Source organism: Streptomyces chryseus (assembly GCF_014650755.1).
In the GTDB taxonomy this organism is placed as follows: Bacteria; Actinomycetota; Actinomycetes; order Streptomycetales; family Streptomycetaceae; genus Streptomyces; species Streptomyces chryseus.
The window spans coordinates 1-23,832 of sequence record NZ_BMVO01000023.1 but is presented as its reverse complement, the minus strand read 5'-3'; the positions used below and the strand labels follow the sequence as shown (position 1 = coordinate 23,832).

The 23,832-nt window shown below is 72.9% G+C and carries 18 protein-coding genes; 11 read left to right on the top strand and 7 right to left on the bottom strand.

What is annotated here, in order from left to right; genetic code table 11:
- Positions 1–37 precede the first annotated feature (37 nt).
- Positions 38–247 (top strand): helix-turn-helix domain-containing protein, encoded by a 210-nt coding sequence (locus tag IE185_RS26240; RefSeq protein WP_138895868.1) that lies wholly within the window; start codon positions 38–40, stop codon positions 245–247.
- Entirely contained in the window at positions 247–816 is a 570-nt protein-coding gene (locus IE185_RS26235; protein ID WP_138895869.1) for a Clp protease N-terminal domain-containing protein, read from the top strand. Before IE185_RS26240 ends, IE185_RS26235 begins: the two co-directional genes overlap by 1 nt.
- 158 nt (positions 817–974) lie before the next feature.
- Here IE185_RS26235 and IE185_RS26230 read toward each other — a convergent pair whose 3' ends face one another.
- Together IE185_RS26230 and IE185_RS26225 are read right to left on the bottom strand one after the other, a co-directional pair.
- Positions 975–1,994, bottom strand: a complete 1,020-nt coding sequence (locus IE185_RS26230) for a PadR family transcriptional regulator (protein ID WP_138895870.1) — start codon at positions 1,992–1,994, stop codon at positions 975–977.
- Between the two features lies 1 nt (position 1,995).
- Positions 1,996–2,862: a DUF4097 family beta strand repeat-containing protein gene (locus IE185_RS26225; protein WP_138895871.1), complete on the bottom strand. Its 867-nt coding sequence runs from the start codon at positions 2,860–2,862 to the stop codon at positions 1,996–1,998.
- A 165-nt stretch (positions 2,863–3,027) separates the two neighbouring features.
- Here IE185_RS26225 and IE185_RS26220 point away from each other — a divergent pair, with 165 nt between their 5' ends.
- Positions 3,028–3,921 carry a hypothetical protein gene (locus IE185_RS26220; RefSeq protein WP_138895872.1) on the top strand — a complete coding sequence of 298 codons (894 nt, stop codon included), beginning with the start codon at positions 3,028–3,030 and terminating at the stop codon, positions 3,919–3,921.
- A 74-nt stretch (positions 3,922–3,995) separates the two neighbouring features.
- Here IE185_RS26220 and IE185_RS26215 read toward each other — a convergent pair whose 3' ends face one another.
- The gene (locus tag IE185_RS26215) at positions 3,996–4,178 is read right to left on the bottom strand and encodes a DUF6104 family protein (RefSeq protein WP_005312030.1); all 183 of its coding nucleotides are present in this window, start codon (positions 4,176–4,178) and stop codon (positions 3,996–3,998) included.
- 196 nt (positions 4,179–4,374) lie between these two features.
- On the opposite strand from IE185_RS26215, the gene IE185_RS26210 reads away from it, so the two are divergent.
- From IE185_RS26210 to fxsT, 7 genes are all read left to right on the top strand, one after another.
- Complete coding sequence (locus IE185_RS26210; protein ID WP_229843702.1) at positions 4,375–4,821, top strand: CU044_2847 family protein; 447 nt, start codon at positions 4,375–4,377, stop codon at positions 4,819–4,821.
- A 7-nt stretch (positions 4,822–4,828) separates the two neighbouring features.
- Complete coding sequence (locus tag IE185_RS26205; protein WP_138895873.1) at positions 4,829–6,907, top strand: VMAP-C domain-containing protein; 2,079 nt, start codon at positions 4,829–4,831, stop codon at positions 6,905–6,907.
- A 151-nt stretch (positions 6,908–7,058) separates the two neighbouring features.
- Positions 7,059–8,087, top strand: a complete 1,029-nt coding sequence (locus tag IE185_RS26200; protein WP_138895874.1) for an AAA family ATPase — start codon at positions 7,059–7,061, stop codon at positions 8,085–8,087.
- 7 nt (positions 8,088–8,094) lie between these two features.
- The gene (locus IE185_RS26195; protein ID WP_189716121.1) at positions 8,095–11,286 is read left to right on the top strand and encodes an SAV_2336 N-terminal domain-related protein; all 3,192 of its coding nucleotides are present in this window, start codon (positions 8,095–8,097) and stop codon (positions 11,284–11,286) included.
- Positions 11,287–11,386: 100 nt separating this feature from the next.
- Positions 11,387–11,584 carry an FxSxx-COOH cyclophane-containing RiPP peptide gene (gene fxsA, locus IE185_RS26190; RefSeq protein WP_138895876.1) on the top strand — a complete coding sequence of 66 codons (198 nt, stop codon included), beginning with the start codon at positions 11,387–11,389 and terminating at the stop codon, positions 11,582–11,584.
- Positions 11,585–11,683: 99 nt separating this feature from the next.
- Positions 11,684–12,970, top strand: coding sequence for an aKG-HExxH-type peptide beta-hydroxylase (locus IE185_RS33735; RefSeq protein ID WP_170198312.1), 1,287 nt, complete (start codon positions 11,684–11,686; stop codon positions 12,968–12,970).
- A gap of 69 nt (positions 12,971–13,039) precedes the next feature.
- Positions 13,040–16,063 carry an FxSxx-COOH system tetratricopeptide repeat protein gene (fxsT, locus tag IE185_RS26180; RefSeq protein WP_189716119.1) on the top strand — a complete coding sequence of 1,008 codons (3,024 nt, stop codon included), beginning with the start codon at positions 13,040–13,042 and terminating at the stop codon, positions 16,061–16,063.
- Between the two features lie 81 nt (positions 16,064–16,144).
- Here the strand turns inward: fxsT and IE185_RS26175 are convergent, their stop codons facing one another.
- The 4 genes from IE185_RS26175 to IE185_RS26160 all read right to left on the bottom strand — a co-directional run bounded on the left by IE185_RS26175 (position 16,145) and on the right by IE185_RS26160 (position 22,893).
- Positions 16,145–19,981 carry a multifunctional oxoglutarate decarboxylase/oxoglutarate dehydrogenase thiamine pyrophosphate-binding subunit/dihydrolipoyllysine-residue succinyltransferase subunit gene (locus IE185_RS26175; protein WP_189716117.1) on the bottom strand — a complete coding sequence of 1,279 codons (3,837 nt, stop codon included), beginning with the start codon at positions 19,979–19,981 and terminating at the stop codon, positions 16,145–16,147.
- Between the two features lie 264 nt (positions 19,982–20,245).
- Positions 20,246–21,328, bottom strand: coding sequence for a HAMP domain-containing sensor histidine kinase (locus tag IE185_RS26170; protein WP_138899045.1), 1,083 nt, complete (start codon positions 21,326–21,328; stop codon positions 20,246–20,248).
- Positions 21,325–22,062 carry a response regulator transcription factor gene (locus tag IE185_RS26165; protein ID WP_138899046.1) on the bottom strand — a complete coding sequence of 246 codons (738 nt, stop codon included), beginning with the start codon at positions 22,060–22,062 and terminating at the stop codon, positions 21,325–21,327. Before IE185_RS26165 ends, IE185_RS26170 begins: the two co-directional genes overlap by 4 nt.
- A 72-nt stretch (positions 22,063–22,134) precedes the next feature.
- The gene (locus IE185_RS26160; protein WP_189716116.1) at positions 22,135–22,893 is read right to left on the bottom strand and encodes a polyamine aminopropyltransferase; all 759 of its coding nucleotides are present in this window, start codon (positions 22,891–22,893) and stop codon (positions 22,135–22,137) included.
- Positions 22,894–23,160: 267 nt separating this feature from the next.
- Here IE185_RS26160 and IE185_RS26155 point away from each other — a divergent pair, with 267 nt between their 5' ends.
- Positions 23,161–23,691, top strand: coding sequence for a winged helix DNA-binding protein (locus tag IE185_RS26155; RefSeq protein WP_229843701.1), 531 nt, complete (start codon positions 23,161–23,163; stop codon positions 23,689–23,691).
- The last annotated feature ends 141 nt before the right edge of the window (positions 23,692–23,832 follow it).

Here is a 23,832-nt window from a genome sequence, read left to right as displayed (position 1 = left end):
ATTGACAGGCCATGGCTGTCAATGTAGGTTGACAGTCATGACCGATGCAACGGATCTCGCCGAGCGCGCGGGCGACCAGGACCCCCGAGTGGGACTGCGCGCCGTCGTGGCACTGCGGAGGCTGCTGGAGCAGCTCGAAGCCGTGCAAGTCAGAAGTGCCCGCGCCAAGGGCTGGTCGTGGCAGGAGATCGCGGCCGAACTGGGCGTCAGCCGGCAGGCCGTCCACAAGAAGTACGGGAGGCGTTGATGTTCGAGCGGTTCACGAAGAGTGCCCGGGGTGCGGTGAAGGGCGCGGTCGTCCAGGCGGAACGGGCGGGGGCGGACTCGGTCACCGAGGAGCACCTGCTGCTGGCCCTGCTCGACCAGGAGGGCACGCGCTCGTCCTTCGCCTTCGCCTCCCTGGGGATCACCGGCCGCCGGGGAGCGGTGGCGGACGCGCTGGCGCACGTGCGGCGCCGGGGCGGGCTGTCGAAGGCGGACGAGGAAGCGCTGGCCGGGATCGGCATCGACGTCACGGAGATCGTCTCGAAGGTGGAGGAGACGCACGGCGAGGGCGCGATGCGGTCCGGGCGCGGCGGCGCGCGGCGCGGTCTGCTGACGGGGCACCGCCCGTTCACCCGGCAGGCGAAGGGCGTACTGGAGAAGTCGCTGCGGGTCGCGCTGGGGCGGGGCGACCGCCACATCGGCGACGAACACCTGCTGCTGGCGCTGATCGCGCAGCCGGGGGCGGTCGCCGACGTACTGACGGAGTACGGCGCGACGTACGGGGCGGTGGAGCGGGCTCTGTTCGGCCCCGACGCGGCCGCGGCGAGCTGACGGGTGGCGGGCTGACGGGGTGAATCGACCCCGGTCCGGGTTGCGGTGGCACGGGCCCCGGTGCGGTGCCCGTGCCACCGCACCGGGGCTGGGCGGGGAAGCCGGCGGCCCGGCGGCTTGCCCTCGGGCCGCCGGGCCGCCGTCGCTGGCCGCCGTGCTCAGTCCTTCGGCCCGGTTCGCAGGAGCGCCGACAGGTGGGCCGCCGTCGTTGACAGGCGCCGGCGGGCCTCGCCCAGTTGGGCCGGGGTCACGCCGTGGTCGCGGGCCGCGTCGCGGATGTCGTCGCGGAAGCGGTCCAGCAGGCGGTCCAGGTCGCGGGCCGGGTCGCCGGACGGGGGCTCCTCGGCCCACTCGGGCTCAGGAGGCGTGTCCGTACGCTCGACCTTGACGTCCACCGGCTCCGCCGCCGGTTCGGCCGGCTGCGGCTGACGGCCGAAGAAGCCGAACTGCTTGGTGATCTCGGCCAGGCCCTCCCGTACGCCCTTCGGCCAGTCACCCCGTGCGAACTGGTCCTGCACCTGCTCCTGCACCTGCTGCGCGATGCGCTGCATCTGCTCGCGCGCCTTCTCCTGCGCCCTGTCCTGGGCCTCCTTGGCCTGGCGGCGCGCCTCCTGGGCGTCCTCGCGGGCGCGGCGGCTCTCGTCCTTGGCGCGGCGCGCCTGCTCCTTCCACTCCTGCTTGGCCTTGCGCAGCTCCTCCTTCGCCGCCTGCCATGCCTCGCTGTCGCCGAAGGCCGCTTCCCAGTCGACGCCCTTCTCGGCGCCGTTGGCCTGGGGCGGCGCCGTCCTGTGGCGGGTCTCGCTCGCCGCCGCCCGCATCTCGCGGCGCAGGTTGCCCGCCGCGCCCCGTACGTCGTCGCGGATCTCGGCGGCCAGCTCGGAGACCGACTCGCGGATCTCCAGCTCCAGGTCGGCCAGCTCGCCGCCGCGTCCCGCCAGTTCGGCGCGGCCGGCGTCGGTGATCGAGTAGACCTTGCGGCCGCCCTCGGTGGCGTGCGTGACCAGGCCCTCCGCCTCCAGTTTGGCCAGGCGGGGGTAGACGGTGCCGGCGGACGGGGCGTACAGCCCCTGGAAGCGCTCCTCCAGCAGGCGGATCACTTCGTAACCGTGGCGCGGAGCCTCGTCGAGCAGCTTGAGGAGGTACAGGCGCAGACGGCCGTGGGCGAATACGGGGGGCATGTCAGAGCACCTTCTTGTCTGCCGGGGCGTCCGCGTCGTACAGGTCGTCGCCGCCGGCCGGCGGGCGGCGCAGCAGGGCGATGGAGCCGGAGAGGGTCGTCGCCCGGAGCCGGCCGCTGCCGGTCCCCAGCGTGCCGGTGATCCTCTTCGCTCCCCACTGGCCGGTGACCCGCAGGTCCTCGAAGGCGTTGGAGACCGAACCGGTCGCCGTGTTGGCCTCGACCGTGGCGTCGGCCGGGTGCGGCAGCCGGATGGCGACCTCGCCCGAGACCGAGGTGAGAGCGATGTCGGTGGGCTTCCCGGCCGGGTCGACGTCGACGACCATGTCGCCGCTGACCGAGTCGGCCCGTACGGACGATCCCGAGCCGTCGACGACCGTGAGGTCCCCGGACACGGAGTGGAAGCGGAGATCGCCGGTGAGGCCCTGCGCCTCCACGCCGCCCTTGACGGTGTCGGCGCGCACGGCGCCGGAGAGTCCGACGAGCGTGATGTCGCCGGTGACGCCGCGGACGTCCGTACGGCCCGCGATCCGCGAGACGACGGCGCCCGCGCCGATCACGCCGAGCGCGACGGAGGAGCCGGCGGGGACGGCGAGCGAGACGACCGCGCTGCGTTGCGGGCCCATGGGGTCGAGCCACTGGAGGAAGCCCTTCCAGGGCAGGTCCTGGTAGGTGACGGTGAGTGTGCCGTACTCGTGGGTGACCGTGAGCGGCGGGCCGTCGAGGGCGGAGACCTCGAGCCGGGCGGGGCCCTCCTCGACGCCGACGACGTTGACCGTTCCGTTGACGATGCGCACGCTCAGCGCGGTCACCGGGTCCTCGAACGTGAGCTTCCGCGGCTCGGCGACCGTCCATGTCGGCTCTGTCATGCTTCTCCCCGATCTGGTCGGCCTGACGCGACGGTGTCATACGCAACATATCGCGTCTATGAGTAAACACGATATATCGCGGAGTGGCGAAGTCAAGGGGTGACGGTGGCGCGAGCGGCCCACTCGTACGCGCCATACCGGGTCAAAGTGCCCTAGCGTGAGGGCATGAACGCGACATTCGGCTCCGGACCGGTGGGAGCACTGCTGCTGTGCGGGGCCGAGACGGAGGCCGTGCGGCCCGCGGCCCATCTGTTGCGCGAGCGACTGCTCCTGGCGCCGGCCGACGACACCGGCGCGGGCTCCGGGGCCGCGTCGAGTCCCGGGTCCGGCTCGGGCTCCGGTTCCGGTTCCGGTTCCAAGGGGCGGTGGAGTGTCGTCGTGCCCGAGGGCAAGCCCTGGCTGAACGGCGGCGAACCGGTCGACCGGGTGCTGGCCGGCTGGGCCACGGCGCTCGCCGTCGGCGTCACCTGGCCGGTTCTCGCCCTCTGGTGGGACGCCGACCGGACCGGCTTCACGCTGGCTTCGGGCTTCCGGCGCCAAGTCGGTTACGAGTGGCTCGCGGACGGCACGCCGGTGGGGGAGGACGAGGCGATGCGCACCTTCGCGGCGCGGCTCGGGCTCGATCCCGTACTGGACGTGGAGGATCTGGCGGCGCTCACCCGCGCCGACCCCGACGCGAACGGCCGGGCCAGGCTGCTCGGCCTGATCGCGGTGCTCTCCCGGCTCGGCCTCGTGCTGCCCGCCGGCCTGACCCCCGGCGAACCGGCCGACCGGCTGCGGGAGGCGGCGCGGGTGCGGCCCGGCGCGGAGTCGGTCGAGTGGTCGGGCTGGCGCGACGCGGTGCGGGCGGAGCTCGACGTGGTCGAGAGCGGCCCGGCGGGCCCCTGGCTCCGTGGCCCCCGGGCCCGCCTGCTGAACGCCGCCCAGCTGGCGGCCGGCGTCTCGCTCGCCCTGTGGGGGCTGCGCAGACGCGGCGGCGGCTGGGCGTTCGCCGGCGGGGTGCTGGTGGCGCAGGGGGCACTGGGACTTGCGTACGACCGGATGCGCGCCCGCGCCTGACGCGGCCGCGCGCGGGCCGGCTCCCGGGGCCGGGCGGCGCGCCCCCGCGCCCGCGGTGCGCCGCCGCCGTTCCTCTACTCCTCGTCGTCCTCGTCGTCCAGACGGGCCAGCCAGGTCGCGAGGCGCTCGACCGGAACTTCGAAGTCCGGGTTGAGGTCGACGAACGTACGCAGCTGCTCGGCGAGCCACTCGAAGGTGACTTCCTCCTCGCCGCGCCGCTTCTCCAGCTCCTCGATGCCGCGATCGGTGAAGTACAAGGGGGTGCTCCGTGGTGGGACGAGTGGTCGGACAGGTGGTCGGACAGTGGCCGGGCGGAGTGCCTGACCGGCGGGCCGACGGGGGTGGACAGCGGTTGTTCCCAGCCAGGATAGGCACTGATCCCCGAGTACCTCGCGCTCGTACCCAGCAGCGATTAACCTTCACCATTCATCGCGTGGGGGAGCGGGGGACGCTGTGGCCAAGGGGATCGCACAGGTTCGGCTCGACGACGGGACGGTCGTCTGGGCCCGGGTCAGCGAGGCGCAGGAGCTCGACCGGGGCGGCGGTTACCGGGACACCGGGATCGGCGACCGGGTCGTCTCCATGGCGGGCGGGCTGACCGACGTCGTACAGGGCGTGGTGCGGTCGCTGCGCGCGGGACTGCGGCCCGCCGCTCCCGTCGAGGTCGCCGTGACCTTCGGCATCGAGCTCTCCGCCCAGTCCGGCAAGGTGATCGGCGTACTCGCCGACGGCGGCGGCAAGGCGTCCGTCACCGTCTCCCTGACCTGGACGGAACCGGTGGCCGGACCGGCGGCGGACCCGGCGGCCGGGCCGCCGGGCGCCCCGGGGGCGCACCCGGCCGCGGACCCGGCCGCCGGACCCGGTTCCGGGCCCGGCCCCGCGGCCCCCGGCCCGGTATGAGCGCGCCGTGAACGTCTTCGACGAGATCGTGCGCCCCTCGCTCGTACGCATTGCCGCGCCCGGAGGCGGGTATGACCCGCACGGCGCCCACTACTGGGGCAGCGGATTCTTCATCGCCCCCGGCTGGGTGCTGACCTGCGCCCATGTCGTGGGAAAGGGGGACGCCGCCGTGTGGAGGGGGGAGCGCGCGCTCGGCATCACCTGGCAGGGCGGTGTGACCACGGGTGAAGTGGTACTCGCCAAGCCCCGCCCCGCCGACCCCGAAGAGCCGCCGCACCGCTGGGAGTTCCCGGACATCGCGCTCGTCCACGTGCCGGACGCGCGGGACGCCGCCTGCGTCTGGCTCAGCGAGCGCCCCCCGGCCATCCCCGCCGACGTGAGCCTGCACGGCTGGTCCAGGGAGACCGGCGACCTGGGCATCCGGCACGGCGTCGGCAAGGCGCACGCCACGGACGGCAAGGCACTGCTGCTGCGCGGCAGCCTGCCCGTCGAGGGCTGCTCGGGCGGCCCCGTCGTCGACCTGAGGCACGGCGCCGTCATCGGTATGAACAAGGGGCGCGCGGAGCACGAGGGGGCCGCCGTCCCCGTCACGGCGCTGCGCGAGCTGCACGACCTGCGGGGCGGCGAGATCCTCCACACCGTCCTGCGCGAGCACGACCGCCACCACCTGCGCCGCTTCCGCAGCACCACCGCCGCCGGCGGCGGCTGGACCAGGGCGCAGGCCGATCTGCGCAAGGGAGCGCCCGGCTTCCTGCCCGCCGCGCGCGCCCACCTCTTCGGCCGGTTCGCCGAACTGCCGGCGCCCAGCGGGCCCGGTGAGGTCATGGTGCTGGTCGACGACGTCAAGCGCCGTGTCCTGCACAGCGATTACCAGTCACCGATCGAGCACGACCCGCGCACCTGGCGCGACGGCGTCGGCCTGCTGCACGACCTGCGCGGGCACGAGAACGGACACGACCTGGACGTCGACGCGGTGCTGCTGTACGCCGCCAAGGTCGTCCGGCACCTCGCCGGGCAGGGCCGTCAGCGGTGCGACGAAGCGCAGAGCGCCGCCCTCACCGGGCTCGCCGAGTGGATCACCACGCAGGGCGAGTCCGCGCACCAGGCGATCCGCGAGGAGATCGCCCAGGTGCTGGAGCCCCCGGCGGCGGCCACCGCCCCCGCCACGGAGTTCGGCCTGTCCTCCGTACGGGAACACCCGGCCGGGCAGGCCCGCGCCGACGTGCTCGTCGAGATCGACCCGGTGCACTACGGCGACCGCTACCCGTGGCGCGTCAAGCTCCTCTACGACGGGCGGACCGTCAGCCCGCTCGCCGGCGACGACCGCGGTGTGCCCCGCGCCGAGCTCCGCGAGACCCTGCGCGAGCCGCTCGCCGACGCCCTGCGGCGCGGCGACAGCGGCGAGCATCTGGCGGCCGTCGAGGCGCTGTTGCCGCGCGAGCTGTTCGACGAGCCCCTCGACACCTGGCGGCTCTCGCCCGAGGACGACCTCTTCGACGAGCACAGCATGGCGCTGGGAGAGCGCCGTATCGTCGTCATACGGGACCGCAGGCGCCGCGACCGCCCCGCGAGCCCCGAGTGGCGCCGCCGCTGGAAGGCCGCCGTGCGGGGGCCGTTGTCCGTCGTACCGCTGCGCGGCGAGGTCCCTGTCTCCGGGCACGGACCCGGCGCCCGCCGCGAGTCCCGCAGGGCCGCGTACGCCAGGCTGTCCGACGCCGAGGACGGCACCGTGCCCGTGTACTGCGGGCCGGTCGGCAGCGGCGACGGGTTCGACGCCATGGCCGCCGCGCTCGCCGCCGGACACCCGCTCGCGCTGTGGCGCAGGTGCGGCCAGGACCACACCGACTGCCAGGAGTTCCAGGTGCGGGCGGACGAACTGCTGGTGCGCGCCGACGGCGTGGACGGCCTGCACCGGCACATACGCGCGCTGCGCATCATCTCGATGGACCCCGACGCGACACCCGACACGGTGTCGGAAGCGGCCTGGGCCGCCTCCGTCGCCGTACTCTTCGATCCGCCCGACCGTCCGCCGTACGACGAGGTGCCCCTCCAGGTGCCGCCGCGGCTGCCCGGACCCCGCACATGACGGCGCGTCGGGGGGTGTCTCGAATGCCCGGCGGAAACCCGGGGGCCGGGCCTGAACCGGGGTCGGCAGAAAGGGACTTGAGCGGTAACGTCAGCCTGCGGACCGCCGGGCCCGGCTCCGTCCCCACCATCCACCCGCGAGGTGAGACTCAGTGACAGACTGGCGGATCTATCGCGGCGCGGGACTGCCGCACGACGGTGTGCAGCGGTTACCCGGCCCGCCTCCGTGGCGCGATTTCGCCGCCGTGGGACCGGACGCCGACAGCTCCGACCCCTCGGCGACCGACCCCAGCGCCGCCCGCAGACTGGGCGTCCAGCGCCGCCTGGTGGAGAACCACCACCCGAGGCCCGCCGAGGTCGACGCCGTCAACGCGGCCCTTTACCTGCGCCGCCCGCTGCTGGTGACCGGCAACCCGGGCACCGGAAAGTCGACCCTGGCCCAGGCCGTCGCCCACGAACTCGGCCTCGGCCGCGTTCTGCGCTGGCCGATCGTCAGCCGTACCGCCCTCCAGGACGGGCTCTACCGCTACGACGCCATCGGCCGCCTCCAGGACGTCCAGCTGGAGCGTGCGCAGGGCGGGACGCCGGCAGCTCCCCCGGCCGCTTCGAGCATCGGGTCCTACGTACGCCTCGGACCGCTCGGCACCGCGCTGCTGCCGTCCGAGCAGCCGCGCGTCCTGCTCGTCGACGAACTCGACAAGAGCGACCTGGACCTGCCGAACGACCTGCTGAACGCCCTGGAGGAAGGCGAGTTCGCCATCCCCGAGCTGGAGCGGATCGCCGACCGCGAACCGGTCGTCGACGTCCTGACCGACGACGGCCGCAAGGTGCCGGTGCACGGCGGCCGGGTCCGCTGCACCACCTTCCCGTTCATCGTCCTCACCTCCAACGGCGAACGCGACTTCCCCGCCGCACTGCTGCGCCGCTGCATCCAGCTGGAGCTGGAGCCGCCCGGCGAGGAGCAGCTCACCGCCATGGTCGAGGCGCACCTCGGCAGCACGGCGGCGACCGAGGGACGCGACCTGATCGAGCGGTTCCTCGGCCGCGAACCCGGCGAGATCATCGCCGCCGACCAGCTGCTCAACGCCCTCTACCTCACCCAGCACGCCCCGCGGGCCGAGCGCGTCACCCGCGAGCGCATCGCCGACATGCTCATGCGACCACTCGACCGCCCGAGGTGAGCGCCGGATGGACCTGGGGGAACTCGTCGGCAGGCTGAGGCGCGGCGGCCTCGACCCGACGGCCGAGGAGGTCGCGGACGCCGTCTGGCTGGCGCGGTGGCTCCCGTCGGGCCGTACGCCGACGGGCGTCCCCGGCGACCCCGCGGAGCCGGGCGGGGACACCGCACGCGGTGACGGGCGGGCCCTCCCGCCCGCGCCGGCCGGCCCCGAATCCGGCGCCGACGCGGCCGACGCCGGTGCGCCCGGCCTCTCCCCGGGCCCCGGCCCCGTGTCGCTCTACACCCCGGGCCCGAGGGGCGGCCGGACGGGCGGCGGCTCCGCGAACGCCGGACCGGCCTTCCCCGTACGCGCTCCGGCGGCCGCCGCGCTGCCCGGGCTGCTCGGCCTGCAACGCGCCCTGCGGCCCCTGCGCCACTACACGGCCACCACCACCCGCCCGGCGGCCGACGGGCGTCTCGACGAGGACGCCACAGCCGAACGCAGCGCCATGTCCGGAGTCCTGTGCCCCGTGCTGCGCCCCTCCGAACGCCGCCGGGTGGACATCCAGCTGCTCATGGACGCCGGACCCGCCATGGCCGTCTGGGAGCGGATGGTCGAGGAACTGCGGCAGGCCTGCCAGCAGTCCGGCGTCTTCCGCGACGTACAGGTCCATCAGCTGTACGACGCGGGGGACGGCGGCCCGCCCCTCGTCGGCACGACGACCGGGCCCGGCGGGCACACGCGGCTGCGCCCCGCCGACCAGTTCCACGACCCCACCGGCCGCAGGCTCACCCTCGTCGTCAGCGACTGCGTCGGCCCGCTGTGGCAGCAGGGCCGGGCCCAGCGCCTCATCCACCAGTGGCCGCGCAGCTCGCCGCTGGCCGTCGTACAGCCCCTGCCGCCCCGCCTGTGGGCCCGCACCGCGCTGCCCGCCGAGCCGGGGCTGCTGGTACGGGCGGCGGGTTCCGGCGGCCGTACGGCGTTCGTCCCCGACGAGGAGCCGTGGGAGCCCGTGGAGGCGACGGCGCGGCCCGTGCCCGTCCTGACGCCGACCCCCGAGGCGTTCGCGTCCTGGGCACGGCTGCTCTCCGACCACGGCGGCAGCACCGTGCGCGGCTGGGCGGCCTGGGCCGCCGCCGACGAACCGGCGGGACCCTCCGCGCGGGAACTCGCACCGCCGCCCCTCCTCCCGCCCGGCCGCGGCCCCGACGAACTCCTGCGCGCCTTCCGGGCGAACGCCTCGCCCGGCGGCGTCCGCCTCGCCGTCCACCTGGCGGCCGCGCCGCTCACCCTGCCCGTGATGCAGCTCGTCCAGCGGGCCATGCTGCCCGACACCGGCCCGATGGAACTCGCCGAAGTCCTGCTCGGCGGGCTGCTGCGGCAGCTCCCCGGGCCGGACCCGGATTCCGGGTCGCCCTGCTACGTCTACGCCGACGGTGTGCAGGAGCTGCTGCTGAACTCGCTGGGGCAGGACGCCGCGGCGCTCGTGCTCAAGCACTGCTCCTCGTACGTCGAACGCCACTTCGGCAAGGGCGCGCGCAACTTCTCGGCGCTCGCCGCCGCCCGGCTCTCCGAGCGCGGCGACGCGACGGCCCCCGACCTGCCGTGGGAACAGGGCCCCGACAGGGCACCCGGGGAGGACGACGGGCCGGGCGCCGAACCCGAACTGTTCGCGGAGATCCCCGCCCGCGTACTGCGCTTCTACCAGCCCGACCTGATCACCCCCGTACCGCTGGCCGAGGCCGAACGCCTCCTGGGCCAGTGGCGCTCCCAGGCCGACCCGTCCCTGCTGCGCCGCGCCCGCGAACGCGCCGAGGCCGCGCTGCGCACCGGCGGCCCCGACCTGGCCCCGGCGCCCGGGAGCGGCACCGGGGCGGCGCGGGCCGGGCTGGTGCTGGGCCGGGTGCTGCTCGCGGAAGCGGGCGCCCCGGCGGTCCGCGGCACCGAGCAGGGCCGCGAGCTGCTGCTGCGCGCCGCCCGGACGCTCGCCGAAGCCCGCGACCGAGCCGGCCAGGGCACCCAGGGCCGCGCCGACGCCTGCCTGGAACTCGCCGCCGCACACCACGCCCTGTGGCGCGAGACGCGCGACGCGGCGCACCTCGCCGCGGGCCTGGAGACGCTCGCGGGCGACGCCTCCGGCTGGCCGGCCGCGTCCCGCAGAACGCTGCACCTGCGCCGGGGACGGCTGCTGCTGGCCTGGCGCCGGGCCGAGGACGCCGTACGAGAACTCCGCACGGGATGTGACCTGCTGGACGCCGAAGACGCCCCCGACAGCCTCCGCTGCCCCGCCCTCCTCGACCTCGCCGAGGCCCTGCGCGCCGCGCACGCCCCGTACGCCGGCACCGCCGAGGTCCTGACCGCCGCCGCCCGGGCCGCCGGCGACGACCCGGCGCTGCGCCTGCGCTGCCTGACCGCCCAGGCCCGGCTGTACGACGCGGAGGGAGAGCGCGAGGCCGCCGACCGCGCGTACGAGAGCGCCTCCGGCCTCGCCCCTCCCGACAGCACCCGCCGCTGCGAACTCCTCACCGAATGGGGCGAGTCACTGCTGCGCCGCGCCACCGCCGGCCCGGGGGCCGCCGGGGAGGACACCGTGGGCCGGGCGGAGAGCGTCCTGCGCGAGGCGCTCGCCGGGATGCCCGCCCGCTCGCCGTCCCGCAGCGCACTGCACCTGCTGCTCGGCAGCGCGCTGGCGCTCCGCTTCCAGCGGATCGGCTTCCTCCCCGACCTCTACGAGGGGCGCCACCTGCTGGAGGAGGCCGCGAAGCGGCTGACGGACACCGCCGTACGGGCCGAGGCGTGGCTGGTGCTCGGCCGGGTGCGCTTCGCACTCGCCCAGGTGTCCTCCGCGACGCTGCTGTCCGACTCCCTCCAGGCGTACGAGAGTGCCCGCCGCGACGCCGACGAGGCGCACGGCGACCGGCCGGGCTCCCGGACGGCGGCGCGGGCGCTGTACGCGCAGGGCTGCGTCCTGCAGTCCATGGGCCGTACCGGCGCCGCACGCGGGGCGTTCGAGGAGGCCCACGAGCGCTGGCAGCGCCTGATCTCGTCCGCCGTCGCGGTGGACTGGGCGGAGGCCGGGGCGCCGCGGCAGTGGATCGAGCGCCTGGCCGAACCGGACGACGGGCCGGGCGGCCCGGCGGACGACCGGCGGACCGCCGAGGCGGACCCGCGCCGGCCGGCCCCGCCGTGGTGGCCGTTCACCGGGACGACGGCCGGCTGACCGGAGTGCGGTCGAACATGTTTCTGTTTCGCCGGTGTCGGGAAGAACTGGGCAGCCGCTGCGGCCGTGCGGGACGGGTGCCGGCAGGAGGGAGTCGGGCGTGTCGCACAGGAACACCGTGGTTGCCGGCCAGGGGCGGGACGCCGGACAGCCACCGGCCGTGCCCGACCTCACCGAGCTTGACCTGCGGACTTTGCGCACCATGGACGACCCGGGACTTGCTGAGGCGGTCCGGCAGGTGCTGGACCAGCCGTGGGAGCTCGCCGAGGCGTGGTGGTCGGAGCCGGATCCGATCTGACGCCGGGCAGCGGCGGTTTCCGGTCAGATGCGTGGCACTGCCAACCGGTCGGCGTCGCCACACGGGCCACATGGGCAGGAACGCCGCAGGGGGACCGGGATGACCCGGGCGCCCGTCCCCGCGGCCCTCGTCGACCGGCTCGCCCGCACCCGGCCCGATGCCGCCGCGACCACCGCGCTGCGGGCCGGGCTGCACGCCAGGCGGCTCCTGCTGTTCAAGTCGCTGCTGGCCCGCCTCGACCGGCAGGCGGCCGCCGCCGCTCCCGCCGCGCGGGCGCGCTTCGCCCGCCACTGGCAGTTGCTGGAGCACGCGGAGCGGCGCGACCCCGCCCCGGTCCGCGAGGTCCTCGACTACCCGCTGACCGGCGCCTGGCTGGCCGGAGCCCTCACCGCCCCCGAGGGCCCGGCCCTGGACCGGCACCTCGCGTACTTCGGCAGCATCGCCGCCACGGCGGCCCTGCGGGCGGGCTGCGACCTGCGCATCACCCTCGACGCCCCGGCGGGGCTGCTCTCCCTGCCCGGCCTGGGCAACCTGCGCTGCCCCGCCCACCGGGCCGAACTGCACGCACGCGGACACGTCGTGCGCATCACCGGCGGCGGGCCGGCCGGCGCTCTCCTGCTGCGGTCCACCACCGGGCGCGGCCGGCCGACGGGCGGCGGGCCCGGCTGGTCGGCCCTGCGGGTCCTGGCCGGCGGTACCGCCGTGCTCGACGACCTCCACCCCTACCGCGTGCCGCCCCACGGCATGGGCGCCGCCGCCATGCACGCCGCCGACCGGACCACCGTCGCCCGGGAACCCTGGCCGTGCCTGTGGCGGCGGGCCCTCGCGCTGATCGACGGAACCGACCCCGGGCGGGCCGCCGAGATCCGCGCCATGCAGCGGGTCCTCGTGCCGCTCGTCCCCGTGACCACGACGGCGTACGACCGACGGCACCCGATGAGCGCCACCCTGCGGGCCGCGCCGGGCGGTGTGCTGACGTCCCTGCCGGCCGGGCCCCGCGAACTCGCCGAGGTCCTGGTCCACGAGACGCACCACACCAAGATGGCCGCGCTGCACGAGCGCGTACCGCTCTACCGGCCGGGCGGCGACGGGCTGCACCGGGTCGGCTGGCGCCCCGACCCGAGGCCGGTGGTGGGCGTGCTCCAGGGCGCGTACGCCCACCTCGCCCTGATGGACCTGTGGCGGCGGGCCGCGACCGGCCCCGCCTCCCCGGACGCCTGGCGCCGCCGGGCGGGCGAGCAGTTCGCACAGCACCGCGAACAGGTCGCGGAAGCCTTGTCGATACTCCAGGAATCAGATGAACTGACCAACGAAGGAAGGCAGTTCACCGGAGGGATGCAAGAGCATTACGCGAGCCTCGGTGCGGCGCCACCGGCCTTTGAGTGACACTGTGTCAAGCGACCGTGACGCTTGGTCGGCGGGCGCGGACAGGGCGCGAGACAGGGAGACGTGCAGATGGCGGATCAGCGGCGGTCGGGCGGGGGCGGTGCGGCGGACCGGGGCGGCCCCAACGGGCCGGAGCATTTCCTCGTGGTCTTCCCCGGGTACCACCGGCCGTGGGCCAACTGGATCGCGCAGCGCCTGGAGACGCACGGCCACCGGGTCACGCTCCAGCGCTGGGACCCGCCGCGCGAGACGCCGCTGGAGGAAGCACTCGGTGACCTCCTGCTGTCCTCCGGCCGGATCCTGCTCGTCCTCAACGACTGGTTCTTCGAGCTGGGCCCCCGCGCCCCGGGCGAGTGGAACGACGTCCTGCGCGGGTACGTGGCGGACCAGGCCGAACGGTTCGCCGCCGTCAACCTCACCAACCGCCAGTTGCCGCCCGCCACGGCCGTCCTCGAACCCGTCAGCCTGTGGGGCACCGGTGAGGAGGAGGCCGAGGAGCGGCTCCTCGGCCGGCTCGGCATCGAGTACCGGCGCAGCACGGGCCGCCGCTCCCCGGCCACCAGCTCCCGGTTCCCGAACACGCCCCCCGAGATCTGGGGAGAGGTCCCTCGCCGCAACGGCCGCTTCACCGGCCGCGACGACCTCCTCACCGAACTCCAGTCACGCCTGACCGAAGCCGAACGCGGCGACTCCGCCTGCACCCTGCTGGGCATGTCCGGCATCGGCAAGACCCAGATCGCCGCCGAGTACGCCCACCGCTTCAGCACCGACTACGACGTCATCTGGTGGGTCAACTCCGACGACCGCAACATCCAGCGCGACCGCTTCGGCGAGCTCGCCGCCGAACTGGGCCTGCACAGCGGAAGCGAACCCGGCGAGCGCATCCGCGCCGTGCGCGACGCGCTGCGGCGCGGTGATCCGTACAGCCGCTGGCTCGTCATCTTCGACGGCTGGGACGACACCGAGGGCGCGAGCGTCCTGCTGCCGCACGGACCGGGGCACACCATCGTCACCTCCCGCAACCGGGGCTGGGGCGACCACACCGACGTACTCGAAGTGCCCTCCTTCGACCGCGCCGAGTCCACCGCCTACCTGCTGCGCCGCGCCCCGCACATCACCTCCGCCCAGGCCGACGAGGTCGCCGCCGAGTTCAGCGACGTACCCCTGCCGCTCGTCCAGGCGGCCTCCTGGCTCGGCGAGTCCCGGATGGAGGTCCCCGAGTACCTGCGCATGGTCCGCGAGGGCAGGCTGTCCGCCGTCGACGAGCCCGTCGGCGACGGCTTCCCGCACTCCTCGCTGACCTCGTGGTCGATCCTCATCAACCGGCTCCGCCGCACCCAGCCGCAGGCGGTCGAAGTGCTCAGCCTGTGCGCGTCCTTCGCCCCGGGCCGCATCCCGCTCGGACTCGCCCGCGCCTACCCGCAGGCCGAGCTCCCCGAGGACCTGCGGTGGATGAGCACCGACCTGCCCGCCTGGACCCGCGCCCTGGACACCCTCGTCAACTACTCGGTGCTCACCCGGGAGAGCCGGGGACCGCTCAACACCGAGATGGGACCGCACCAGGAGTCCGTGCACATGCACCGGCTCGTCCACGACATCGTCTCCCGCCTCACCAACGACGAGCACCGCGACGCCCACCGCAAGGCCGTGCGCAGCCTGCTCGCCGAGGCCGACCCCGGCAACCCGCTCGACAGCAGGCAGTGGTCCCAGTACGCCGAGCTGCTGCCCCACCTGGAACCGTCCGGCGCGCTCAGCAGCCGCAACAGCCGCGTCCAGGCCGCCGTACTCAACTGCCTGCGCTACTGCGTGCGCAGCGGGGAGTTCACGGCCGGCACCCGGCTCGCCGAGAAGATCCGGAACTACTGGACGGCGTTCATGGACCCGCTGGACCAGCAGATGATCGACCTGACGACGCAGCAGACCAACCTGCTGCTCGCCGCGGGCAGCAACCGTGAGGCGTACGAACTGGGCCGCGCCCTGGGGGAGCGGCTGCGGGCCGCCGAGCCGCGTGACGAACTCGGCGAGCTCAGCGTCAACAGCGGCCTGGCCGGCAGCCTCCGCCGGCTGGGCCGGTACGACGAGGCGCTGGAGCTCCAGCGCCAGGTGCTCCAGGACGCGGAACGGCTGCTCGGCGAGAACGAGCTGATCTCCCTCAGCGCACGGCACAACCTCGGTGTCGGGCTGCGCCTGCTGGGGCGCTACCGGGAAGCGTACGAACTCGACCAGGAGACCCTCAGCCGCCGCGAGAACGTCCTGCGCGCCCGGCACATCACGACGCTCAACTCCGGCAACGCCATCGCCCACGGCCTGCGGCTGCTGGGCCTGTACCGCGACGCCGTCGCCCGGCAGGAGCCGGTGGTGCGCCTCCATGTGCAGATCCTCGGCCCGCTGCACCCGCAGACCCTGTCCGCGCGCAAGCAGCTCGCCCTCGCCCGGCGCCGCGAAGGCGGCTTCCCGCAGGACATCGGCATGCTGATGGACAGCCTGATGGAACAGATGGAGCAGGTGCAGGGCCGCACGCACTACACCACGCTGTCCTTCATCAACGACTACGGGAACTTCCAGCGCGAGCACGGCGACCTGGACCGGGCCAAGGACCTGATCGCCGAGGCGGAAGCCGGGTACCGGGCGCTCCTCGGGCCCGCCCACCCCGTCGCCACCGGCATGCTCGCCAACACCGGACTGGTGATGCAGGCGGCCGGCGACCGGGGCGAGGCCATGTCCATGTTCGAGTCCGCGCTCGCGGGCCTGACCGCCACCCTCGGCGCCGACCACCCCTGGGTACTGGGCTGCGCCCTCAACGCCGCCGGCGGCCGCAACTTCAACGGCAGGGTCGCGGACGCCGCCGACCTCAGCCGGGACACGCTGCGCAGGTCCCGCCAGGTACTGGGCGACGAGCACCCGCTCACCCTGTCCTGCCAGACGGCGCTCGCCGCCGACCTGAGGGCCCTGCGCGAGCACGAGGAGGCCGACAAGGTGGAGGCGGACGCCCTGCTGACCCTCACCCGCACCCTGGGCGCCCAGCACCCGCACACCCTGTCCGCACGCCAGCGGACCCGCCCGTACTGGGACTTCGAGGCGTACCTGGGGTGATTCCGGTTTGTGCCAGGAGTACGCCGAAGGGCCCGGCACCGCATCGTCGCGGTGCCGGGCCCTTCGGCGTACAGGCGCTGATCAGGCCTCGAAGACCTCGTTGAGCAGCTGCTGCTGCTCCGCCTGGTGGCGCTTGGCCGAGCCGACCGCCGGGGACGAGCCGTGCGGGCGCGAGATGCGCCGCAGCCGCTCGCCGTGCGGGATGTCGGCGCCGACCGCCAGGTCGAGGTGGTCGATCAGGTTGAGCGCGATGAACGGCCACGCACCCTGGTTCGCCGGCTCCTCCTGCGTCCACAGGTACTTCTCGGCGTTCGGGTACTTCGCGATCTCCTCCTGGAGCTCCTTGCCCGGCAGCGGGTACAGGCGCTCGAGGCGGATGATCGCGGTGTCCGTGACGCCGCGCTTCTGCCGCTCGGCCTCCAGGTCGTAGTAGACCTTGCCCGCGCAGAAGACGACCTTGCGGACGGCCGCCGGGTCCATGGCCGTGTCACCGATCACCGGGCGGAAGCCGCCGGTGGTGAACTCCTCCGCCTTCGACGCCGCCGCCTTCAGACGCAGCATCGACTTCGGGGTGAAGACGATGAGCGGCTTGTGGTGCGGGTTGTGGACCTGCCAGCGCAGCAGGTGGAAGTAGTTCGACGGCAGGGTCGGCATCGCGACCGTCATGTTGTCCTGGGCGCACATCTGCAGGAAGCGCTCGGGACGGGCCGACGAGTGGTCCGGTCCCTGGCCCTCGTAACCGTGCGGAAGCAGGAGCGTGACGCCGGACGTCTGGCCCCACTTCTGCTCGGCCGAGGAGATGAACTCGTCGACGACGGTCTGCGCGCCGTTGACGAAGTCACCGAACTGGGCCTCCCACATGACCAGCGACTCGGGCCGGGCGAGCGAGTAGCCGTACTCGAAGCCCATGCACGCGTACTCGGAGAGCAGCGAGTCGTAGACGTTGTAGCGGGCCTGGTCCTCGGAGAGGTACTGGAGCGGGGTGTAGTCCTCGCCGGTGTTCTGGTCGACGAGCACCGCGTGGCGCTGGCCGAACGTACCGCGGCGGGTGTCCTGGCCGGACAGCCGGACCGGGACGCCCTCCATCAGCAGCGAGCCGATGGCGAGGGTCTCGCCCATGCCCCAGTCGATCGTGCCGTCCTCCACCGAGGCCGCGCGGCGCTGCATCTGCGGCATCAGGCGCGGGTGGACGGTGATCCGGTCGGGGATGTTGACCTGGGACTCGGCGATCCGCTTGACGACCTCCTGGGAGACCGCCGTGGCGACGGCCACCGGGAACTCGGCCTGGACCTCCGGGGTGTGGGCCGGAGCCGGGTTCGAGGTGGCCTCGCGGACCTCCGCGAAGACCTTCTCCAGCTGGCCCTGGAAGTCCTGGAGCGCCTGCTCCGCCTCTTCCAGCGTGATGTCGCCGCGACCGATGAGCGACTCGGTGTAGAGCTTGCGCACCGAGCGCTTCACGTCGATCAGCGTGTACATCTGCGGGTTGGTGAACTGCGGGTTGTCGCCCTCGTTGTGACCGCGGCGGCGGTAGCAGATGAGGTCGATCACGACGTCCTTGTTGAACGCCTGGCGGAACTCGAAGGCGAGCCGCGCGACGCGGACCACGGCCTCCGGGTCGTCGCCGTTCACGTGGAAGATCGGCGCCTCGATCATGCGGGCCACGTCGGTCGCGTACATCGAGGAACGCGACGACTCCGGGGCGGCGGTGAAGCCGACCTGGTTGTTGATGACGATGTGGACCGTGCCGCCGGTGCGGTAGCCCCGCAGCTGCGACATGTTCAGCGTCTCCGCGACGACGCCCTGGCCGGCGAAGGCCGCGTCACCGTGCAGCGCGACGGGCAGGACGGTGAAGTCCGTACCGCCCTTGTTGATGACGTCCTGCTTGGCGCGGGCGACACCCTCCAGGACCGGGTCGACCGCCTCCAGGTGCGAGGGGTTCGCGACGAGCGAGACCTTGATCTGCTCACCGTCCAGGCCGGTGAAGGTGCCCTCGGCGCCCAGGTGGTACTTCACGTCGCCGGAGCCGTGCATCGACTTCGGGTCGAGGTTGCCCTCGAACTCGCGGAAGATCTGCGCGTACGACTTGCCGACGATGTTCGCCAGGACGTTCAGGCGGCCGCGGTGCGCCATGCCGATGACGACCTCGTCGAGCCGGGACTCCGCCGCGCTGTCGATGACCGCGTCCAGCAGCGGGATGACGGACTCGCCGCCCTCGAGCGAGAAGCGCTTCTGGCCGACGTACTTGGTCTGCAGGAACGTCTCGAACGCCTCGGCGGCGTTCAGACGGCGCAGGATGCGCAGCTGCTCCTCGCGCTCCGGCTTGGCGTGCGGGCGCTCCACGCGGTCCTGGATCCACTTGCGCTGCTTCGGGTCCTGGATGTGCATGAACTCGACGCCGACGGTCCGGACGTACGAGTCGCGGAGCACACCGAGGATGTCGCGCAGCTTCATCATCGACTTGCCGGCGAAACCGCCGACGGCGAACTCGCGCTCCAGGTCCCAGAGCGTGAGGCCGTGCTCGTTGATGTCCAGGTCGGGGTGCTTGCGCTGCTTGTACTCCAGCGGGTCGGTGTCGGCCATGACGTGGCCGCGGACCCGGTAGGAGTGGATCAGCTCGAAGACGCGGGCGGCCTTGGTGACGTCGTCGTCGTGCGAGACGTCGATGTCCCTCAGCCAGCGGACCGGCTCGTACGGGATCCGCAGGGCCTCGAAGATGTCGTCGTAGAAGCCGTCCTCGCCAAGGAGCAGGTTGGAGAGGATCCGCAGGAACTCGCCGGAGGCGGCTCCCTGGATGACCCGGTGGTCGTACGTCGAGGTCAGGGTCATGACCTTGGAGATGCCCAGCTTGTTCAGGGTGTCCTGCGAGGTGCCCTGGAACTCGGCCGGGTAGTCCATCGCGCCGACGCCCATGATGAGGCCCTGTCCGGGCATCAGGCGGGGCACGGAGTGGACGGTGCCGATGCCGCCGGGGTTCGTCAGCGACGCGGTGACGCCGGTGAAGTCGTCCATCGTCAGCTTGTTCGCGCGGGCGCGGCGGACGATGTCCTCGTACGCCTGCCAGAACTCGAAGAAGTTGAGCGTCTCGGCCTTCTTGATGGCCGCGACGACGAGCTGGCGGTCACCGTTGGGCTTGACCAGGTCGATGGCCAGGCCCAGGTTGACGTGCGGGGGCTTGACCAGGGTCGGCTTGCCGTCCTTCTCCGCGAAGGAGTAGTTCATCGACGGCATGGCCTTGAGGGCCTGCACCATCGCGAACCCGATGAGGTGCGTGAAGGAGACCTTCCCGCCCCGGGCGCGCTTGAGGTGGTTGTTGATGACGATGCGGTTGTCGAACAGCAGCTTCACCGGGACGGCGCGCACGGACGTGGCCGTGGGCAGCTCCAGCGAGGCGTTCATGTTCTTCGCCACGGCCGCGGACGGGCCGCGCAGCGTCACGAGCTCGGGGCCCTCGGGGGCCTCCTTGGCGGCCTCCGCCTTCGGCTCGGCCTTCGCCTTCGCGCCGGCCTGCTGTGCGGCGGCCGGTGCGGGGGCGGAGGCGGGCTTGGCGGCGGGGGCCGGCGTGGCGGGCGCGGCCTGGGCCGCGGGCTTCGCCGCGGCGGGGGCCGGCGCGGTGGCCGCGGGCTTCGCCGGGGTGGCGGGCGCGGCGGGGGCCGGGACGGCCTGGGCCGGCTGTGCGGCGGCCCCGGTCACGTCTTCGGCTTCGGGCGTGGCGGTCTTCTCCGCCGCGGGGGTGGAACCGGGCTTGTAGTCGGCGAAGAAGTCCCACCAGGCGCGGTCGACCGAATTCGGGTCCTGGAGGTACTGCTGGTAGATCTCGTCGACGAGCCACTCATTGGGACCGAAGGCAGCGGCAGGGTTCTTCCCTTGCCCGTCTTGGTCGGTCGAGACGCTCGGGCTACTGGGGGACTGAGACGACACGGCGTTAACCGCCCTCTTCCGCTTCGCAAGGTGATGGACAGCGGAAATAAAGGCTACGCCTCCCCGGCCGGGAGGTGCAGGCCGGGCGGGCCTTCCGTCGCGTAAGTCACATCGGAGAGCTGGTTTCGTCGCCTGGAATGGCGGGAAACAAGCGGGGTTCCGGTGCAGTCCGCTGTGGTCCGGGTAGGACGGACCGTGGTTACGGCCCACTTTGGGCCGCACCCCCAATGGATGACACGCAGAACGTGTGCTTCCGGTTCGACCCTACGTCAACTGACGAGTAACGGGCTTCCCCGGAAGAGTGACCTGGATCCGGCAGCCGCGCGCGGATTCGGCCACACCGATCCGTCCGCCGTGCAGATCCACCGCCCAACGGGCGATCGCGAGGCCGAGCCCCGTGCCGCCGTCGCTGCCGGGACCGTGCGGCGCCGGCAGGCTGCCCCGGTTGAAACGCTCGAAGACCCGGTGCCACTCGGACTCGGGTATGCCCGGCCCCTCGTCCAGGACCTCCAGGTCCAGGCTCTCCGGCTGCGGGCCCCGCCGGGCCCGCACGGTGACGCGGCCGTGCGGCGGACTGTGCTTGACGGCGTTGTCGAGCAGATTCGCGACGACCTGGTGCAGTCGCTCGACGTCCGCGTGCGCGGTCAGCTCGGGCGGCGACACGTCCAGGTGCAGATGCACGTCCGTACGCGTATGACTGCCGGACCCGGAGGCCAGACCGCGCTGCGAGGCGATCACGTTGACCTCCTTGAGCACCCCCGAGAGGTACGGCCAGACCTCGAAGCGGTGCGCCTTCAGCGGTACGACGCCGTTGTCGAGCCGGGACAGGTCGAGCAGCGTCTCCACCAGCCGGCCGAGCCGCTCGGTCTGCTTCAGCGCCGTACGCATCGTCTCGGGGTCCGCGGCGGACACCCCGTCCACGACGTTCTCCAGTACCGCTCTCAGCCCCGCGATGGGGGTTCTGAGCTCGTGGGAGACGTTCGCGACCAATTCCTTGCGATGCCGGTCCACGGCCTCCAGATCGTCCGCCATGCGGTTGATGGTGGCCGCCAGGTCGCCCAGCTCGTCGCGGCGGCCCGCGCCGCGCACCCGCCGGGTGTAGTCGCCGTGCGCGATGGACTTGGCCACCGTCGTCATCTCGTCCAGGGGGGAGGTCAGGCTGTGCGCCACGAACTGGGTGATCAGCATCGAGGCGATGACCGAGAAGACCGTGATGAAACGCAGCTCCGTCTTGGTACGGAGTGCCACCAGGATCAGACCGGTGGTGATGAAGACCGAGACGACCACGAGCGTGCCGAGCTTGGTCTTGATCGAGAAGGGACGCAGCCCGTTCCCCTGCCGCGTCATGCCGGCGGAGTCTCCAGTGCGTACCCCACTCCGTGGACCGTACGGATCCGCTCCGCGCCGATCTTCCGCCGAAGCGCCTTGATGTGGCTGTCGACGGTCCTGGTGCCCGACGCGTCCGCCCAGTCCCACACCTCGGCGAGCAACTGCTCGCGCGAGAGCACGGCGCGCGGCGTGTTCGCCAGGCACACCAGCAGGTCGAACTCCGTCGGCGTCAGGTGTACGTCGTCACCGCGCACCCGCACCCGGCGCTGGGCGTGGTCGATCTCCAGCTCGCCGAGGCGAAGGATGCCGCTGCGCGGCGTCGAGGCGGCGATCGTCGCCCGCTCGACGCGGCGCAGCAGGACGTGCACCCGGGCCGCCAGCTCGCGCATGGAGAACGGCTTGGTCATGTAGTCGTCGGCGCCGACCCCGAGCCCGACCAGCATGTCGGTCTCGTCGTCGCGCGCCGTGAGCATCAGAACCGGCACCGGCCGCTGCGCCTGCACGCGGCGGCAGACCTCCAGGCCGTCGAAGCCCGGCAGCATGATGTCGAGAACCATCAGGTCGGGCTGCCACGCCTCGGCGGCGTCCACCGCCGCGGGGCCGTCGACGGCCGTCTGCACCTGGAAGCCCTCGGCGCGAAGTCGCGCGGCAATGGCGTCGACGATGGTCGCGTCGTCCTCGACGACCAGCACCCGGCGCTGAGCGCCCGGAGTGGCCGCGAGGCCGTTGTGGCTGGTGTGTGTCTGCTCCATTGCCCCGCCCCTGGGAGTTCTCTTCTATCCCACGTGTAGGGCAGCAGCGTAGATGCACCGACTGCGTCCCGGCTACGCAGGGCGAACCGCGAGATGGACCACGTCAGGAACGCCCCGGGCAACTTGGATCTCTTCCGTCCGAACCAAGTTGAATCCGGCATTCCGCAACGCATCCTCAAAGGCGGGGGACGGCTGCGCCGACCAGACGGCGAGGATTCCTCCTGGTCTCAGCCGCCTCATGCACCCCGCAAGTCCCTGCGGAGAGTAGAGATTGGCGTTGTCGTCGGTGACGGTCCAGTCGGGCCCGTTGTCGATGTCGAGGCAGAGCGCGTCGTACGTGTCCTGGTACGTACCATCACTCCCGATCCGGTTTTCGCCGACGTAATCCACCAGGTCGGTGTGAATGATCTCGCATCGCGGATCGGCGAGCGCCTCACCGGAGATCCGGGACAGCGGCCCGTCGCGGTGCCAGTCGATGATCGCCTGCTCACGCTCGATGACGACGATCCGCCCCCACCGCCTCTGCGAGGCGGCCCGCGCGAGCGAGAATCCGACACCGAGGCCGCCGATGAGGACGGCGGGGGCCGGATGGGGGGTTGCGGCTGGGTCGGGGGCTGGCTCTGTGGCTGGGGCTATGGCTGGGGCTGGGGCGTCGAGGGCGTCGAGGGCGGCATCGACGAGGAGGCGCTCGGAGCGTCCGTCGGAGGTGTCCATCAGGAAGCAGCCGTTGGCGATGATCTCGAAGTGCTCTCCGCGTTCCCGCAGAACGACTTCACCGTGCGGGCCTTCACGCCGCTCGACGGTGGTGGCGTACGGGGCCTGGGTGGCCATGGGGGAACCTCCGGGTGACGGTTCGGTGCCTGTGTGTGCTCAGGGACCATCCTGGCGTCGCGGGAAGGGCCGGGACAAACGCTTTGGGGATCCGGCGGGCGGCGGGGGCGGGCGTTGACCTCAACTGAAGTTGAGGTCGTAGCTTCACCGCTGTCGTTCCGAAGAGCGAAGGACAGCGAAGGAAGCGAAGGACAGCGAAGGACGGCACAAGGACAGCGAAGGACACCGAACGCACCGGAGTCGATACAGAGGTGGAGACGCACAGCTATGACTTCCGAGACGCTGGTCACGGCAGCAGTGAAGGCACAGGTCAAGGCACCGTCCGAAGGGCTTTCGGAGACACTTTCCGAGGCTGAACTGGCGCAACAGCCGATCGCCTACTGGACGCATGTGGCGCACGAGAAGGTCGTTGCTTTCATACGAGGTGAGCTGGCGGCCGTCGGCCTTTCTCAGCCCCAGTACTGGACGCTGCGCCACCTGTCGGTCGATGACTTGTCCGAGGACGGCTCGGGCCGGACGGTCGAAGAGCTGACCGAGGCGATGCGGGACTATTTGGCGCCGCAGGACGACCTCGGACCGGATACCGAGGACATGGTCGTACGGGGCCTGCTCTCCCGCGACGAGGCCGGCCGCCTGACGATCACCGAGGCGGGCGTGGCGGCTCACGCCCGGGTCAAGGAACAGGTACCGGCCGTGCGCGCCACGATCCACGCGGGCATCGACGACGGGGACTACGCCACGACGGTCAGAGTCCTGCGCCGCATGATGCGCAACGTGGAGGAGCGGAGGCCGGACTGACGGGCCGGGCTGGGGGCTGCGGGTGGGGGGCTGGGGTCGGTGCGGTGGTCGGGGGTGGGGGGTGGTTGCGGGGGCGTTGGTGTGGCGGGGGCGGTGGTTGTTTCTGGTGTGGGGGCCGCCTTTTCGGGAGTGTGGCGTCGG

Bases quoted from the DNA above. Each gene is read 5' to 3' on its own strand.
- fxsT (WP_189716119.1), top strand. From the start codon at position 13,040: ATGGCGGATCAGCGGCGGTCGGGCGGGGGCGGTGCGGCGGACCGGGGC.
- IE185_RS33735 (WP_170198312.1), top strand. From the start codon at position 11,684: ATGACCCGGGCGCCCGTCCCCGCGGCCCTCGTCGACCGGCTCGCCCGC.
- IE185_RS26160 (WP_189716116.1), bottom strand. From the start codon at position 22,893: ATGGCCACCCAGGCCCCGTACGCCACCACCGTCGAGCGGCGTGAAGGC.
- IE185_RS26225 (WP_138895871.1), bottom strand. From the start codon at position 2,862: ATGACAGAGCCGACATGGACGGTCGCCGAGCCGCGGAAGCTCACGTTC.
- IE185_RS26240 (WP_138895868.1), top strand. From the start codon at position 38: ATGACCGATGCAACGGATCTCGCCGAGCGCGCGGGCGACCAGGACCCC.
- IE185_RS26165 (WP_138899046.1), bottom strand. From the start codon at position 22,062: ATGGAGCAGACACACACCAGCCACAACGGCCTCGCGGCCACTCCGGGC.
- IE185_RS26230 (WP_138895870.1), bottom strand. From the start codon at position 1,994: ATGCCCCCCGTATTCGCCCACGGCCGTCTGCGCCTGTACCTCCTCAAG.
- IE185_RS26220 (WP_138895872.1), top strand. From the start codon at position 3,028: ATGAACGCGACATTCGGCTCCGGACCGGTGGGAGCACTGCTGCTGTGC.
- IE185_RS26155 (WP_229843701.1), top strand. From the start codon at position 23,161: ATGACTTCCGAGACGCTGGTCACGGCAGCAGTGAAGGCACAGGTCAAG.
- IE185_RS26170 (WP_138899045.1), bottom strand. From the start codon at position 21,328: ATGACGCGGCAGGGGAACGGGCTGCGTCCCTTCTCGATCAAGACCAAG.
- IE185_RS26195 (WP_189716121.1), top strand. From the start codon at position 8,095: ATGGACCTGGGGGAACTCGTCGGCAGGCTGAGGCGCGGCGGCCTCGAC.
- IE185_RS26235 (WP_138895869.1), top strand. From the start codon at position 247: ATGTTCGAGCGGTTCACGAAGAGTGCCCGGGGTGCGGTGAAGGGCGCG.